General features: G+C 40.0%; 13 protein-coding genes. 10 read left to right on the forward strand and 3 right to left on the reverse strand.

Annotated elements, in window-relative coordinates; translation table 11 throughout:
* Positions 1–163: 163 nt before the first annotated feature.
* The 10 genes from F9B91_RS01335 to F9B91_RS01385 all read left to right on the forward strand — a co-directional run bounded on the left by F9B91_RS01335 (position 164) and on the right by F9B91_RS01385 (position 13,345).
* Entirely contained in the window at positions 164–2,344 is a 2,181-nt protein-coding gene (locus F9B91_RS01335; RefSeq protein WP_020903476.1) for a PTS transporter subunit IIBC, read from the forward strand.
* A gap of 51 nt (positions 2,345–2,395) precedes the next feature.
* Positions 2,396–3,211 (forward strand): endonuclease/exonuclease/phosphatase family protein, encoded by an 816-nt coding sequence (locus tag F9B91_RS01340; RefSeq protein ID WP_125410889.1) that lies wholly within the window; start codon positions 2,396–2,398, stop codon positions 3,209–3,211.
* A gap of 141 nt (positions 3,212–3,352) precedes the next feature.
* Complete coding sequence (locus F9B91_RS01345; RefSeq protein WP_084923415.1) at positions 3,353–4,696, forward strand: DEAD/DEAH box helicase; 1,344 nt, start codon at positions 3,353–3,355, stop codon at positions 4,694–4,696.
* A gap of 367 nt (positions 4,697–5,063) precedes the next feature.
* On the forward strand, positions 5,064–6,254 hold the full coding sequence (gene metK, locus F9B91_RS01355) for a methionine adenosyltransferase (protein WP_000003942.1): 1,191 nt from the start codon (positions 5,064–5,066) through the stop codon (positions 6,252–6,254).
* Positions 6,255–6,342: 88 nt separating this feature from the next.
* A complete protein-coding gene (gene pgdA, locus F9B91_RS01360) occupies positions 6,343–7,734 on the forward strand; it encodes a peptidoglycan-N-acetylglucosamine deacetylase PgdA (RefSeq protein WP_150922319.1) in 1,392 nt (463 codons plus the stop codon).
* A 78-nt stretch (positions 7,735–7,812) separates the two neighbouring features.
* Positions 7,813–8,655: an aldo/keto reductase gene (locus F9B91_RS01365; protein ID WP_150922320.1), complete on the forward strand. Its 843-nt coding sequence runs from the start codon at positions 7,813–7,815 to the stop codon at positions 8,653–8,655.
* 271 nt (positions 8,656–8,926) lie between these two features.
* On the forward strand, positions 8,927–9,688 hold the full coding sequence (locus F9B91_RS01370; protein ID WP_084886828.1) for an elongation factor Tu: 762 nt from the start codon (positions 8,927–8,929) through the stop codon (positions 9,686–9,688).
* A gap of 192 nt (positions 9,689–9,880) precedes the next feature.
* Positions 9,881–10,798: a glycine--tRNA ligase subunit alpha gene (glyQ, locus tag F9B91_RS01375; protein WP_000038733.1), complete on the forward strand. Its 918-nt coding sequence runs from the start codon at positions 9,881–9,883 to the stop codon at positions 10,796–10,798.
* Positions 10,799–11,009: 211 nt separating this feature from the next.
* Positions 11,010–13,046, forward strand: a complete 2,037-nt coding sequence (glyS, locus tag F9B91_RS01380; protein ID WP_150922321.1) for a glycine--tRNA ligase subunit beta — start codon at positions 11,010–11,012, stop codon at positions 13,044–13,046.
* 41 nt (positions 13,047–13,087) lie between these two features.
* Positions 13,088–13,345, forward strand: coding sequence for a DUF896 family protein (locus F9B91_RS01385; RefSeq protein WP_000371291.1), 258 nt, complete (start codon positions 13,088–13,090; stop codon positions 13,343–13,345).
* A 115-nt stretch (positions 13,346–13,460) separates the two neighbouring features.
* On the opposite strand, the gene F9B91_RS01390 is transcribed toward F9B91_RS01385, so the two are convergent.
* From F9B91_RS01390 to F9B91_RS01400, 3 genes are read right to left on the reverse strand one after another with little or no spacing between them, the layout of a single operon-like run.
* Positions 13,461–14,705 carry an NAD(P)H-dependent oxidoreductase gene (locus F9B91_RS01390; RefSeq protein ID WP_049500118.1) on the reverse strand — a complete coding sequence of 415 codons (1,245 nt, stop codon included), beginning with the start codon at positions 14,703–14,705 and terminating at the stop codon, positions 13,461–13,463.
* An 18-nt stretch (positions 14,706–14,723) separates the two neighbouring features.
* Positions 14,724–15,329: an NADPH-dependent FMN reductase gene (locus tag F9B91_RS01395; RefSeq protein WP_084923420.1), complete on the reverse strand. Its 606-nt coding sequence runs from the start codon at positions 15,327–15,329 to the stop codon at positions 14,724–14,726.
* 59 nt (positions 15,330–15,388) lie between these two features.
* Positions 15,389–16,312 carry an FAD:protein FMN transferase gene (locus F9B91_RS01400; protein WP_150922322.1) on the reverse strand — a complete coding sequence of 308 codons (924 nt, stop codon included), beginning with the start codon at positions 16,310–16,312 and terminating at the stop codon, positions 15,389–15,391.
* Positions 16,313–16,320: the final 8 nt, after the last annotated feature.

Consider the following 16,320-nt stretch of genomic DNA (forward strand, 5'->3'; position numbering starts at 1 on the left):
AGGAGATTTTACTATCTCCTTTTTTACTACAAAAATTTTAGAAAAAAGTCTCCTTTTTTTAATAAAAGCCTTTACAAAAAAAAAAAAAGTGGTATAATTGAATTGTAGAAAGTGCAAACGTTTTCGTAAAACGTTTGCCTAAATAAAAATAAAGGAGATTTGAATGATGAAAGATACATTCAAAAATGTCTTGTCTTTCGAGTTTTGGCAAAAATTCGGTAAGGCTTTGATGGTGGTTATCGCGGTTATGCCGGCTGCTGGTTTGATGATTTCAATCGGTAAGTCTATCGTAATGATTAACCCAACTTTTGCACCACTTGTAGTTACAGGTGGAATTCTTGAGCAAATTGGTTGGGGGGTTATCGGTAACCTTCACATTTTGTTTGCCCTAGCAATTGGAGGAAGCTGGGCTAAAGAACGTGCTGGTGGTGCTTTCGCCGCTGGTCTTGCCTTCATCTTGATTAACCGTATCACTGGTACAATCTTTGGTGTATCAGGAGATATGTTGAAAAATCCAGATGCTATGGTCACAACTCTCTTTGGTGGTTCAATCAAAGTTGCTGATTACTTCATTAGTGTTCTTGAAGCTCCAGCATTGAACATGGGTGTGTTTGTAGGGATTATCTCAGGTTTTGTAGGGGCAACTGCTTACAATAAATACTACAACTTCCGTAAACTTCCTGATGCACTTTCATTCTTCAACGGGAAACGTTTCGTACCATTTGTAGTTATTCTTCGTTCAGCAATCGCTGCAATTCTACTTGCTGCCTTCTGGCCAGTAGTTCAAACAGGTATCAATAGCTTTGGTATCTGGATTGCCAACTCACAAGAAACTGCTCCAATCCTTGCACCATTCTTGTATGGTACTTTGGAACGTTTGCTCTTGCCATTTGGTCTTCACCATATGTTGACTATCCCAATGAACTACACAGCTCTTGGTGGTACTTATGACATTTTAACTGGTGCAGCTAAAGGTACTCAAGTATTTGGTCAAGACCCACTATGGCTTGCATGGGTAACAGACCTTGTTAACCTTAAAGGTACAGATGCAAGTCACTACCAACAATTGTTAGATACTGTTCACCCAGCTCGTTTCAAAGTTGGACAAATGATCGGTTCATTCGGTATCTTGATGGGTATGATCGTTGCTATCTACCGTAATGTCGATGCTGATAAGAAACATCAATATAAAGGTATGATGATTGCGACAGCTCTTGCAACATTCTTGACAGGGGTTACTGAACCAATCGAATACATGTTCATGTTTGTAGCAACACCTATGTATCTTGTTTACTCACTTGTTCAAGGTGCTGCCTTCGCTATGGCTGACGTAGTAAACCTACGTGTCCACTCATTCGGTTCAATTGAATTCTTGACTCGTACACCACTAGCAATTAATGCTGGTATTGGTATGGATATCGTTAACTTTATCTGGGTAACTGTTCTCTTTGCCGTAATCATGTACTTTATCGCAAACTTCATGATTCAAAAATTCAACTACGCAACTCCAGGACGTAACGGAAATTACGAAACTGCTGAAGGTTCAGAAGAAGCTAGTAGCGAAGTGAAAGTTGCAGCAGGCTCTCAAGCTGTAAACATTATTAACCTTCTTGGTGGACGTGCAAACATCGTTGATGTTGATGCATGTATGACTCGTCTTCGTGTAACTGTAAAAGATGCTGACAAAGTCGGTGATGCAGAACAATGGAAAGCAGAAGGAGCTATGGGTCTTGTCATGAAAGGACAAGGAGTTCAAGCTATCTACGGTCCAAAAGCAGACGTATTGAAATCTGATATCCAAGATATCCTTGATTCAGGTGAAATCATTCCTGAAACTCTTCCAAGCCAAATGACTGAAGCACAACAAAACACTGTTCACTTCAAAGGTCTTACTGAGGAAGTTTACTCAGTAGCAGACGGTCAAGTTGTTGCTTTGGAACAAGTAAAAGATCCAGTATTTGCTCAAAAAATGATGGGTGATGGATTTGCAGTAGAACCTGCAAATGGAAACATTGTATCTCCAGTTTCAGGTACTGTATCAAGCATCTTCCCAACAAAACATGCTCTTGGTATTGTGACTGAACCAGGTCTTGAAGTATTGGTTCACATTGGTTTGGACACAGTAAGTCTTGAAGGTAAACCATTTACAGTTCATGTTGCTGAAGGACAAAAAGTTGCAGCAGGAGATCTTCTTGTCACAGCTGACTTGGATGCTATCCGTGCAGCAGGACGTGAAACTTCAACAGTAGTTGTCTTCACAAATGGTGATGCAATTAAATCAGTTAAATTAGAAAAAACAGGTTCTCTTGCAGCTAAAACAGCAGTTGCTAAAGTAGAATTGTAATATACTTGAGGTTGGAAGCTGTATTCCAACCTCTTATTTTGGGAGAAAAGAATGAAATTTTTAACACTCAATACTCACAGTTGGATGGAGAAAGAAGCAGAGGAAAAATTCCAGATTTTGCTTGAGGATATTCTTGAAAAAGACTATGATTTGATTTGTTTCCAAGAAATCAATCAGGAGATCACTTCGCCAGTGGTGGAGGTTAATGACCTTTATCAAGCTTTGCCAGCAGCTGAGCCTATTCACCAAGACCATTATGTTAGACTTTTGGTTGAAAAGTTGTCAGAGCAAGGGAAAGATTACTACTGGACTTGGGCCTATAACCATATTGGTTATGACCGCTACCATGAAGGTGTGGCTATCTTGTCTAAAACACCTATTGAAGCAAGAGAAATTTTGGTTTCAGATGTGGATGATCCAACAGACTATCATACTCGCCGTGTCGCCCTGGCTGAAACTGTAGTTGATGGCAAGGACCTTGCAGTTGCCAGTGTCCACCTTTCTTGGTGGGATAAAGGTTTCCAAGAAGAATGGGCGCGATTTGAGGCTGTCTTGAAAGAATTGAACAAGCCACTTTTGCTGGCTGGAGATTTCAACAACCCAGCTGGTCAGGAAGGTTACCAAGCTATTTTAGCTAGTCCATTAGGCTTACAAGACGCATTTGAAGTTGCTCAAGAGAAAAGTGGTAGCTATACTGTTCCACCAGAAATTGATGGCTGGAAGGGGAACACAGAACCCCTTCGAATCGACTATGTTTTTACTACCAAAGAGTTAGCGGTGGAAAATTTACATGTCGTATTTGATGGCAACAATAGTCCGCAAGTTAGTGATCACTATGGCTTGAATGCTATTTTAAACTGGAAATAAGGACTAAAAAGAGGTTGGGATTCACAAATTCCAGCCTTTTTTTTGATTAGATGAACTACTGAAAGTAAGCTCTATGAGTGAGACTACTGAAATGGAATAAAATATGGTATAATTGGTAAGATAGATAGAATCGAGGATATTATGTCATTTACGAAATTTCAATTTAAAAACTATATTAGAGAAGCCTTGGAGGAGTTGAAATTTACAACTCCAACAGAGGTGCAAGACAAGTTGATTCCTATTGTTTTGGCAGGTCGTGACCTAGTCGGTGAATCAAAAACAGGTTCGGGTAAGACTCACACTTTTCTATTGCCGATTTTCCAGCAATTAGATGAAGCCAGCGATAGTGTTCAAGCAGTCATTACTGCACCGAGCCGTGAATTAGCTACTCAAATTTACAAAGCAGCCCGTCAGATTGCTACTCACTCAGAAGTAGAAGTTCGTGTGGTTAATTATGTGGGAGGGACAGATAAGGCTCGCCAGATTGACAAATTGGCAAGTAACCAGCCTCATATTGTTATCGGTACGCCAGGTCGTATTTATGACTTAGTTAAGTCTGGTGACCTAGCTATTCACAAGGCTAAGACCTTTGTGGTCGATGAAGCAGACATGACCTTGGATATGGGATTCTTGGCAACTGTTGATAAGATTGCTGGAAGCCTTCCAAAAGACCTACAATTCATGGTCTTCTCAGCTACTATTCCACAAAAACTGCAACCATTCTTGAAAAAATACTTATCTAATCCTGTTATGGAGAAAATCAAGACCAAAACGGTCATTTCTGATACCATTGATAATTGGTTGATTTCGACCAAGGGTCGAGATAAGAATGCTCAAATTTACCAGTTGACTCAGTTGATGCAACCGTATTTGGCAATGATTTTTGTTAACACTAAAACGCGTGCTGATGAATTGTATTCATATCTGACTGCTCAAGGCTTGAAGGTGGCAAAAATCCATGGGGGTATTGCCCCTCGTGAGCGCAAACGTATCATGAACCAGGTGAAAAATCTGGATTTTGAGTATATTGTCGCAACAGATTTGGCAGCGCGTGGAATTGATATTGAAGGTGTCAGCCATGTCATCAATGATGCCATTCCGCAAGATTTGTCCTTCTTTGTTCATCGTGTTGGTCGAACTGGAAGAAATGGCCTACCAGGTACAGCTATTACCCTTTATCAGCCAAGTGATGACTCGGATATCCGTGAGTTGGAGAAATTGGGAATCAAGTTTACTCCTAAGATGGTCAAAGACGGGGAATTTCAGGATACTTATGACCGTGATCGTCGTGCCAATCGTGAGAAAAAACAAGATAAACTTGATATCGAAATGATTGGTTTGGTTAAAAAGAAAAAGAAAAAAGTCAAACCAGGTTATAAGAAGAAAATTCAATGGGCGGTTGATGAAAAGCGCCGCAAAACCAAGCGCGCTGAAAATCGTGCTCGCGGTCGTGCAGAGCGTAAAGCAAAACGCCAAACATTTTAATAGAAAAAGTTGGAGTACTGAGCTCCAACTTTTTTTATTTATGAGAACGAACTATCTATACAGAAACACTACATTATAGACTGCAAATTGCGTTTAAAAATGGTATAATGGTAAAGTTATATAGTCCCGATAAGATGGTAGAAATTTCTATTTTTTCTTTCGAGTCGCAATTCGCAAAGAATGATGGCTCCAAAGTCGTTCGTCATTCTACAGTTGCCGCTATAATGCGGTCACCCTATGCGCCTTACTAGCTTTAGAAATAAAAAAATATCGTTTTTATTTCTTTCGCGTCGTAACTCTTAGCTAATGGAAATACCTATCAGTACTTTGTAACTCTATAACACTATTTTTAAGGGGGGACATTTTTATGTCAGAACGTAAATTATTCACGTCTGAATCTGTATCTGAGGGGCATCCAGATAAGATTGCAGACCAAATTTCAGATGCGATTTTGGATGCTATTTTAGCCAAGGATCCAGAGGCGCACGTTGCTGCTGAGACAGCTGTTTATACTGGTTCAGTCCATGTTTTTGGTGAAATTTCTACAAATGCTTATGTGGATATTAACCGTGTGGTTCGTGATACCATTGCAGAGATTGGTTATACCAATACAGAGTATGGTTTTTCTGCTGAGACGGTGGGAGTTCATCCGTCACTTGTTGAGCAGTCACCAGACATTGCCCAAGGTGTTAACGAAGCCTTGGAGGTTCGTGGAAATGCAGATCAAGATCCACTGGACTTGATTGGTGCTGGTGATCAAGGGCTCATGTTTGGATTTGCAGTGGATGAAACAGAAGAGCTCATGCCTTTGCCAATTTCACTCAGTCATAAATTGGTTCGTCGTTTAGCAGAACTTCGTAAGTCTGGGGAAATCAGCTATCTTCGTCCAGATGCTAAATCGCAAGTTACAGTTGAGTATGATGAAAATGACCGTCCAGTACGTGTGGACACAGTTGTTATTTCTACTCAGCATGATCCAGAAGTCAGCAACGAACAAATTCACAATGATGTGATTAACAAGGTTATCAAAGAAGTAATTCCAGCATCTTATTTGGATGAGCAGACAAAATTCTTCATCAATCCAACTGGTCGATTTGTCATCGGTGGACCTCAAGGGGACTCAGGTCTGACTGGTCGTAAGATTATCGTGGATACGTATGGTGGCTATTCTCGTCATGGGGGTGGTGCCTTCTCTGGTAAGGATGCGACTAAGGTGGACCGTTCGGCGTCATATGCGGCTCGCTATATTGCTAAAAATATCGTTGCAGCAGGTCTTGCTAAGAAAGCAGAAGTGCAATTAGCCTACGCTATTGGTGTTGCCCAACCTGTTTCTGTTCGTATCGATACTTTTGGTACGGGAACGGTAGCTGAAAGCAAGCTTGAAAAAGCAGCGCGTCAAATCTTTGACCTTCGCCCAGCAGGAATTATCCAAATGTTGGATCTTAAACGTCCAATCTACCGTCAAACAGCAGCTTATGGACACATGGGACGTACAGATATTGACCTGCCATGGGAACGTCTCGATAAAGTAGATGCTTTGAAAGAAGCAGTAAAATAAGATTTTAAGAGGGGATTCCCCTCTTTTTTAATATACTATTTCCTCCAAAATCATTGAAATTATAGCTTGAATTTGATATGATGGTTCTATGGATAAAAGTAGAGCAAAACGTGTTGAGCACGATAAAAAGAGAATTGGATTAATAGCCCTAGTAGCTATCTTTTCAGTAAGTATTTGCGTCCTTGGTTCAATGATTGGATACAAAGTATATACAAAGCAAAGTTTCGAACAAAAAATTGAGTCTTTAAAAAATGATAAAGATAATCAATTGAGTGAGGGAAATCAGAAAGATCATTTTCGTAAGGGACAATCAGAAGTAATTGCCTATTATCCTCTCCAAGGGGAACAAGTGATTTCATCTGTAAAAGAAATCATGACACAGGATATTAAGGAAAATCTGGAAGACAAGGAAAATCTGGTTTTTTATTATACGGAGAAACAGGATTCGACTTTAAAAGGGATTGTCAACCGAAGTGTGATGAAACAAGTCTATGATTTAACTTCGTCAAAAGTTGAAGAGACTGAAAAAACTAGTCTGGCAAAAGTACATTTGACAGAAGATGGCAAATCTTTTACACTTGATCAATTATTTTCAGATGCTAGTAAAGCCAAAGAACAGCTGATTAAAGAAATGACCTCTTTTTTACAGGATAAGAAATTGGACCAAGAAAAGATTGATCAAATTGTTAAAGGCTTCTCTGATCAAGACTTGTCTGCATGGAACTTTGATTATAAGGATAGCCAAATTATCCTTTATCCAAGTCAATCAGTGGAAAATCTAGACGAGATTGCCTTGCCAGTATCTAGTTTCTTTGAGGTCATTCAGTCCTCTTATTTATTAGATAAGGATGCAGAGCTATATAAGGCTTATTATGAAAAGAAAAATCGTAAAGTAGTAGCCTTGACTTTTGATGATGGACCAAATCCTGCAACGACAAATCAAGCATTAGATACTCTTTCTAAGTATGGTATCAAGGCAACTTTCTTTGTTTTAGGTAAGAATGTTTCTGGAAATGAAGAGATTTTGAAACGTATGAAATCGGATGGCCATGTTATTGGAAACCATAGTTGGAGTCATCCAGTGCTTTCAAAACTTTCCCTTGATGAAGCTAAAAAACAGATTACTGATACTGAGGATGCGCTAACTAAGGTGCTGGGTTCTAGTTCAAAACTTATGCGTCCGCCTTATGGAGCCATTACAGACGACATTCGCAATAGCCTCGATTTGAGTTTTATTATGTGGGATGTGGATAGTCTGGACTGGAAGAGTAAAAATGAAGCATCTATTTTGACAGAAATTCAGCGTGAAGTCAAGAGTGGTTCTATTATTCTCATGCATGATATCCATGCTGAAACAGTGAATGCTTTACCAAAGGTCATTGACTATTTGAAAGGTCAGGGCTATGACTTTGTGACAATTCCAGATTTGTTAGACTCTCGTCTTAAAGCTCATCAGCTCTATTACGATCGAAATCAATAATACACAAAATCTAAAGAGAAAAGTTTTCCTTGAAAATTTGCCTCTTTGGATTTTCTTCTAATTTAGAAAGGAAAAATAATGAAATCTTATACTTTAAATAACGGCATTACGATTCCAGTTCTGGGATTTGGAACCTGGAAAGCTGAAAATGGAGAGATTGCCTATCAAGCTGTTCTAGAGGCTTTAAAGGCAGGCTATCGCCATATCGATACGGCAGCTATTTATAAAAATGAAGAAAGCGTTGGTCGTGCTATTCAAGATAGTGGCGTTCCGCGTGAGGAAATTTTTGTAACCAGTAAACTCTGGAATACAAATCATAACTATGAGCAAGCTCGTCAGGCTTTTGAAGAGTCTTTAGAGAAGCTGGGCTTGGGATATTTGGATTTGTATTTGATTCATTGGCCAAATCCAAAACCACTCAGAGAAAATAACCACTGGAAAATCCGAAATTCAGAAGTTTGGAGAGCGATGGAGGATCTTTACCTAGAAGGCAAAATCCGTGCTATCGGTGTTAGTAATTTTCTTCCCCATCATTTGGATGCCTTGCTTGAAACAGCAAAAATTCTTCCAGCGGTCAATCAAGTTCGTTTGGCTCCAGGTGTGTATCAAGAGGAAGTCGTAGATTACTGTCGAGAAAAAGGAATTTTATTGGAAGCTTGGGGACCTTTTGGTCAGGGAGAACTATTTGATAGTAAGGAAGTCCAAGAAATCGCAACAAATCACGGAAAGTCTGTTGCTCAGATAGCCTTGGCATGGAGCTTAGCAGAAGGATTTTTACCACTTCCGAAATCTGTCACAGCGTCTCGTATTCAGGCTAATCTTGATTGTTTCGGAATTGAGCTGAATCATGAGGAACGTGAAACCTTAAAAACAATTGCTGTTCAGTCTGGTGCTCCACGAGTTGATGATATGGATTTCTAGAAAATCATAAAAAAATTGTACATTGTGCTAATTTTTGATATAATAGTCAGCAGGAAAGAAAGTCTTATGGCGTTCTTCAAGCGAGCTTGGGATAGTGGGAGCCAAGTAGGACAAAATAAAGAGCTGGCGCTTTCTGTAGTATTTTCAAAAACAATGAAGTAATAAATTAGGGTGGAACCGCGTTTTTGACGCCCCTAGGTTAAATCAACCTAGGATTGTCGGACGCGGTTCTTTTGCTTATTCAGTCTATTATGTGAAAGAAAGGAGAGACGTGGAAAACCTTTATCTTGTAAAAGACGATAGTCAACTAGCTACATTTCGTGATTTTGTAGTAAGAAATACTGAAAAGTTGAAAGATTATCAATCTTTTTTAAAGAATGAACTTGCAGTCTGTGATTTACCGCAAGCCATTATTTGGTCAAGTTTTAATGCTGCTACACAGATTATTAGGGAAAGTGCAGTTCCAGCCTATACAAATAATAGACGAATGGTTATGACGCCTGATTTAGCTGTTTGGAAAGAGTTGTATTTGTATCAGTTGATGGACTACGAGTGTTCTCAGCAAACTCAAGCAATAGAAAGTCACTATCATTCTTTATCTGAAAATTTCCTCTTACAGATTGTAGGACATGAGTTAGCTCATTGGTCGGAGCATTTTTTAGATGATTTTGATGGTTACGACTCTTATATATGGTTCGAAGAGGGGATGGTTGAATATATTAGTCGCAAGTATTTCTTGACAGAAGAGGAATTTCAAGCGGAAAAAATTTGTAATCAATCTCTTGTAGAACTTTTTCAGAAGAAGTATGGTTGGCATTCATTGAATGATTTTGGTTCTTCGACTTATGATAAGAACTATGCAAGTATTTTTTACGAATACTGGCGTAGTTTTTTGACAATAGATAAGTTGGTAGAAAATCTAGGTAGTGTACAAGCGGTCTTCGATTCTTATCATTTATGGGCAAATACAGATAAAACTCTACCCTTGTTAAATTGGTTTGTTCAGCAGAAATTAATTGAAAAAGAAATATAAAAACTAAAGGAGTAAACAATGTCTAAGAAATTAACATTTCACTGCGTCAGTGGCAGAGACCTCCTTACAGTCGGATTGCCCCACGCTCAGCACTAGAGTGCCTGAGCTAGACGCAGTACTAACTCGTCTTGCCTCGTATGATCGACGAGGCAGACTCGTGTCGCAAGTAATTTATAGAAAAAGGAGTAAACAATGTCTAAGAAATTAACATTTCAAGAAATTATTTTGACTTTGCAACAATTTTGGAATGACCAAGGTTGTATGCTTATGCAAGCTTATGATAATGAAAAAGGTGCGGGTACAATGAGTCCTTACACTTTCCTTCGTGCTATCGGTCCTGAGCCATGGAATGCAGCTTATGTAGAGCCATCACGTCGTCCTGCTGACGGTCGTTACGGGGAGAACCCTAACCGTCTATACCAACACCACCAATTCCAAGTGGTCATGAAGCCATCTCCATCAAATATCCAGGAACTTTACCTTGAGTCTTTGGAAAAATTGGGAATCAATCCTTTGGAACACGATATTCGTTTCGTTGAGGATAACTGGGAAAATCCATCAACTGGTTCAGCTGGTCTTGGTTGGGAAGTTTGGCTTGATGGGATGGAAATTACTCAGTTCACTTATTTCCAACAAGTCGGTGGATTGGCAACTGGCCCTGTGACTGCGGAAGTTACCTATGGTTTGGAGCGCTTGGCTTCTTATATTCAGGAAGTGGATTCTGTCTATGATATCGAATGGGCTGATGGTGTAAAATATGGAGAGATCTTTATCCAGCCTGAGTACGAGCACTCAAAATATTCGTTTGAAATTTCTGACCAAGAAATGTTGCTGGAAAACTTTGATAAGTTTGAAAAAGAAGCTGGTCGTGCCTTGGAAGAAGGTTTGGTTCACCCTGCCTATGACTATGTTCTCAAATGTTCACATACCTTTAACCTGCTTGATGCGCGTGGTGCCGTATCTGTAACAGAGCGCGCAGGCTATATCGCTCGTATCCGTAACTTGGCCCGTGTCGTAGCTAAAACATTTGTCGCAGAACGCAAACGCCTAGGCTACCCACTTTTGGATGAAGCAACACGAGCTAAACTCTTAGCAGAAGACGCAGAATAAAGAGAGTGACAAATTACGAAAATGGGCGAACAGAGTGAGCCCTGAGCCAGTTGCCGCAGTGATGAATGTATCCTTAGTGAAGCTAAGGATACTAGGCAAAATTGGAGACTTTTGGCTCCAATTTTAGCAATGAAACAACGAAGTTGGTTGCTTGCGTGCCAATCACATAAGGCAAACTGGAAAATAAAAAGATACTTTTCGGAGAAAAAACATGACAAAAAACTTATTAGTAGAACTCGGTCTTGAAGAATTACCAGCCTATGTTGTCACACCAAGTGAAAAACAACTAGGCGAAAAAATGTCAGCCTTCCTCAAGGAAAATCGCCTGTCTTTTGAAGCTGTTCAAACCTTCTCGACACCACGTCGTTTAGCTGTTCGTGTGACTGGTCTTGCAGATAAACAGTCTGATTTGACTGAAGATTTTAAGGGGCCAGCAAAGAAAATTGCCTTGGATAGTGATGGGAACTTCACCAAAGCAGCTCAAGGATTTGTCCGTGGAAAAGGCTTGACTGTTGAAGATATCGAATTCCGTGAAATTAAGGGTGAAGAATATGTCTATGTCACTAAGGAAGAAATTGGTCAAGCAGTTGAAGCCATTGTTCCAGGTGTTGTGGATGTCTTGAAGTCCTTGACTTTCCCTGTCAGCATGCACTGGGCTAACAACACCTTTGAATACATCCGCCCTGTTCACACTTTAACTGTTCTTTTAGATGAAGAAGAGTTTGATTTGGATTTCCTTGATATCAAGGGAGGTCGTGTGAGCCGTGGTCATCGTTTCTTGGGACAAGAAACTAAGATACAGTCAGCATTGAGCTATGAAGAAAATCTTCGTAAGCAGTTTGTAATCGCAGATCCTCGTGAACGTGAGCAAATGATTGTTGACCAAATCAAAGCAATCGAAACTGAACATGGTGTACGCATCGAAATTGATGCTGATTTGCTTAATGAAGTCTTGAACTTGGTTGAATACCCAACTGCCTTTATGGGAAGTTTTGATGCCAAATACCTTGAAGTTCCAGAAGAAGTCTTGGTGACTTCGATGAAGGAACACCAACGTTACTTTGTTGTTCGCGATCAAGATGGCAACCTCTTGCCAAACTTCATTTCTGTCCGTAACGGAAACGCAGAGCATTTGGAAAATGTCATCAAAGGAAATGAAAAAGTTTTGGTAGCTCGTTTGGAAGATGGTGAATTCTTCTGGCGAGAAGACCAAAAATTAGTCATTTCAGAACTTGTTGAAAAATTAAACAATGTCACTTTCCACGAGAAGATTGGTTCCCTTCGTGAACACATGATTCGTACGAGTCAAATCGCTGTACTTTTGGCAGAAAAAGCTGGTTTATCAGCTGATGAAACAGTTGACCTAGCCCGTGCAGCAGCCATTTACAAGTTTGACTTGTTGACAGGTATGGTTGGCGAATTTGACGAACTCCAAGGAATTATGGGTGAGAAATATGCCCTTCTTGCTGGTGAAACTCCAGCGGTGGCAGCTGCTATTCGTGAACACTACATGCCTACTTCAGCTGAAGGAGAACTTCCAGAGAGCAAAGTCGGCGCAGTGCTTGCCATTGCAGACAAATTGGATACGATTTTGAGCTTCTTCTCAGTAGGTTTGATTCCATCAGGGTCTAATGACCCTTATGCTCTTCGTCGTGCAACTCAAGGTGTAGTTCGTATCTTGGATGCTTTTGGTTGGCACATTGCTATGGATGAACTGATTGATAGCCTTTATGCTTTAACATTTGACAGCTTGACTTATGAAAATAAGACAGAGGTTATGAACTTTATCAAGGCTCGTGTTGATAAGATGATGGGTTCTACTCCAAAAGACATCAAGGAAGCAGTTCTTGCAGGATCAAACTTTGTTGTGGCAGAGATGTTGGAAGTAGCAAGTACTCTCGTAGAAGCAAGCAAGGAAGAAGACTTCAAACCTTCTGTTGAATCACTTTCTCGTGCCTTTAACTTGGCTGAGAAGGCAGAAGGGTGTGCTTCAGTTGATTCAGCACTTTTTGAGAATGAAGAAGAGAAAGCCTTGGCAGAAGCAGTAGAATCACTTGTTTTGTCAGGGACTGCAAGTCAACAATTGAAACAACTCTTTGCTCTTAGCCCAGTCATTGATGCATTCTTTGAGAATACCATGGTTATGGCTGAAAATGAAGCAGTCCGTCAAAATCGTTTGGCAATCTTGTCACAACTAACCAAGAAAGCAGCTAAGCTCGCTCGTTTTAACCAAATCAATACTAAATAAACTCAGTCAAACGGACTGTATCTTATCACAAAGGAGAAGAAATGGATCCGAAAAAAATCGCTCGTATCAACGAGCTTGCCAAAAAGAAAAAAACAGAAGGCTTAACTTCTGCTGAAAAAGTGGAACAAGCTAAACTTCGTGAGGAGTATATCGAAGGCTATCGTCGCTCTGTTCGTCACCACATTGAAGGAATCAAAATTGTGGACGAAGAAGGAAACGATGTTACACCAGAGAAACTACGTCAAGTCCAACGTGAAAAAGGGTTACATGGCAGAAGTCTTGATGATCCAAATTCATAAGCACTATTCTTTCTTTTAACAAAGATTGGTGAAATCATAATCAAAAGACTAGCAGATACAAACTGCTAGTCTTTTTTGGTTAAAAAAGGAACCAATTTGGTTCCTAAAACTACTATTAGTTGCTTGCTCCAGATGTAGCGTCTGCACCACCACCGTGGCCTCCAGCCTCACCTGCATCAGAAGCTCCAGATGTAGCATCTGCATCACCGTGACCATGTCCGCCAGCAGGAGCTGCAGCATTTCCACCAACTAGACGTTGACCAGTTGTATTGAGGTACCAATCAAGCCATGGTTGGAAGTTGAAGACTATTTCATTGATACCAGCGTATGATCCATCAGGATAGTACATAGCTTGATAGTTGTGAGTATTGATAACCCCTGCAGGAGATCCAGGAACGATTGTACGAACATATTCTTGATCACCATTACGCAGTACACCGACAACCCATTCAACATTTTTCATACGTCCACCGGGAAGTGAGTTATGGACAGTTGAGAGACGGTTACCAGATTGAGATGGTACACGTTTAGCAAACATGGTGTTTGGATCTTGGTGAACATTATTGTAGTATAAGAATTGGTTGTTATCATCTGCAAATGTCAATTCAAATGGCATTGCTTTCAAGAACATATCGATTTGGTTAACAGTTAAGATACCATGATCTAGTTTGACATAGGTATCACCTGAAACCGCACCAGTAATTTCAGCAACTTTTTCAACCCATTCTGGATCATCGGGATCAACTTCTGTGATTGTGGTAGCAATTGGTCTGCCACAATCCAAATCTTCTGGTTCAATTGGTTTTGGTTTTTTCAATTTTGAAACAACTCCTACATATTTTACAAAATTATCCAAGCAAGTTTCGAGGAATTTAACTGTTCCTTCATTCGTGATATTGCCCTCTGCGTCAAAAGCTTCTTTGGCTTTACCAAGAAGGAATTCGTTTCCAGGAAGTGTATAGGCATTGACACCTGGAGCGTCAAGAATCTTACGAAGGTGAACTTGGGCACGAGAAGTACCTTGGTCGTAGTAAGAAGCTCCCACAATCATAACTGGTTTGTTTTCAAATGGATGAACTTCGTATGAAAGCCATTCAAGAACAGATTTAAGAGAAGCTGAGATTGTGTGGTTGTGCTCAGGAGTAGCGATAATGACACCATCAGCACGTGTAATTCTGTTATACAAGAGACGCAATTGGAAGCTTTCATCCCATTTTTCGTCTTGGTTAAACATTGGAACTTCATCAATTTCAAGAACTTCTAATTCAAATTTGAGTTTGAAGTGACGACGGATGAATTCCAAGAGTTTACGGTTATATGATTGATCGTAGTTTGATCCTACAAGTCCAACAAATTTCATTCTTTTTGGTCTCCTATCTTACAAATTTTCCCAGTCAAAGTCTTCAGCATCTTTGCGAAGTAATTCTTGTGCGTTGCGCAATTTTTCTGTAATTTTTACAAAGATACGGAAGTCATCAAAAATGGCATCCATTTTTTGAATAACATCAAGATCCACTAAATCTCCATTGTTATTGAAGGCTTGGAGAGAATGAGAAAGTAAGAATTCGTCTGGTAGGACGCTTGCCTTGATTTCTGGTGAGTTCAAGATTTGACGAAGTTGTAATTGGGCACGAGATGAACCAAGTGTCCCGTATGAAGCACCGGTAATCATGATTGGCTTATTCAAAAGTGGATAAACACCGTAAGATAACCAAGCGAGAGCACTCATCAAAACAGCTGGGATAGAGTGGTCATACTCAGGAGTACCGATAATAACGCCATCTGCCTCTTCAATTTTAGCAGCAATTTCCAGAATTTCAGCAGGCACTTGCTTGTCAGCTGGTTTATTGAAGACAGGAATGTCTTTAATTTCAACAAGTTCAATTTCAGCTTTTTCAGCAAAGTGTTTTTGCATGTATTGAAGCAATTGGCGGTTTGTAGAACGTTTTGAATTTGTTCCAACAATAGCAATAAGTTTTAACATGAGATTTCCTTTCTCTTTTTACATAATACGATTTTAAAACTCCATTGAAACATCCATTTCTATAGAGTAGGAATTCCTGAAGAACAACTTAGGTGACCTTCCTTATCGATGAGGATAGCTTCGATGCCCTCTAAACTTTCGACTTGCCAGAGGATAGAAGCAGGTCTTTCTCCAAATAAACGAGTTGTCCATATTTCACCATCAACTGATTTATCAGAGATAATTGTGAGACTAGCAAGTTCCGTTTCAATAGGATATCCTGTATGACTGTCAAAAATGTGATGGTAATCTTTTCCATCGACTGTCAGGTGACGTTCATAAATGCCTGAAGTCACGACAGATTTATTGACAACCGGGATGGTCATTAAGTGATTTCCCCTCGGATTAGCTGGGTCTTGAATCCCGATTTGCCAAGGCTGATTTCCTCTTGCCTGATTTTTTCCAATGGTCAGGATATTCCCTCCCAGATTAATCAAGGCAGATGTCACTCCCTCTTCTCTAAGAAATTGGGCAACCTTATCCGCACTATAACCCTTGGCTAAACAACCAAGATCAATCTTCATTCCTTTCTGTTTTAAAAACACAGTGGAAGTGGAAGAATCTAACTCGATATAATGAGGATTGATTAAAGGAAGTACCGATTCAATTTCTTGAGGTTGTGCGACCTTGGCATCCGAAAAACCGATGCGCCAGGTTTGAATTAAGGGACCAATACTGATGTTGAGATGGCTAGAGGGCGCTAGGCTATGCTCTAAACCAAGTGAAATCAGTTCAAACAGGTCTGGATGAACCTTGACAGGAGCTATTCCAGCTTGATAATTGATTTCCATCAACTCAGATTCTTGGCTATTGGCGTTGAAGCGGTATTCGATCTCTTTGAGCAAATCAAAGGATTTTTGGAGCAAGATATCTGCTCGCTCATCCACTAATGAAATAGTGATAGTGGTTCCCATTAGCCGTTCGGAATGTGAACTAAGAGGCAAGCTACCAA

It is taken from the genome of Streptococcus mitis, assembly GCF_008763935.1.
Taxonomy (GTDB): Bacteria; Bacillota; Bacilli; order Lactobacillales; family Streptococcaceae; genus Streptococcus; species Streptococcus mitis_DB.

Coding starts and splice junctions, on each gene's coding strand:
- F9B91_RS01335 (WP_020903476.1), top strand. CDS start 164: ATGATGAAAGATACATTCAAAAATGTCTTGTCTTTCGAGTTTTGGCAA.
- F9B91_RS01340 (WP_125410889.1), top strand. CDS start 2,396: ATGAAATTTTTAACACTCAATACTCACAGTTGGATGGAGAAAGAAGCA.
- F9B91_RS01345 (WP_084923415.1), top strand. CDS start 3,353: ATGTCATTTACGAAATTTCAATTTAAAAACTATATTAGAGAAGCCTTG.
- metK (WP_000003942.1), top strand. CDS start 5,064: ATGTCAGAACGTAAATTATTCACGTCTGAATCTGTATCTGAGGGGCAT.
- pgdA (WP_150922319.1), top strand. CDS start 6,343: ATGGATAAAAGTAGAGCAAAACGTGTTGAGCACGATAAAAAGAGAATT.
- F9B91_RS01365 (WP_150922320.1), top strand. CDS start 7,813: ATGAAATCTTATACTTTAAATAACGGCATTACGATTCCAGTTCTGGGA.
- glyQ (WP_000038733.1), top strand. CDS start 9,881: ATGTCTAAGAAATTAACATTTCAAGAAATTATTTTGACTTTGCAACAA.
- glyS (WP_150922321.1), top strand. CDS start 11,010: ATGACAAAAAACTTATTAGTAGAACTCGGTCTTGAAGAATTACCAGCC.
- F9B91_RS01385 (WP_000371291.1), top strand. CDS start 13,088: ATGGATCCGAAAAAAATCGCTCGTATCAACGAGCTTGCCAAAAAGAAA.
- F9B91_RS01390 (WP_049500118.1), bottom strand. CDS start 14,705: ATGAAATTTGTTGGACTTGTAGGATCAAACTACGATCAATCATATAAC.
- F9B91_RS01395 (WP_084923420.1), bottom strand. CDS start 15,329: ATGTTAAAACTTATTGCTATTGTTGGAACAAATTCAAAACGTTCTACA.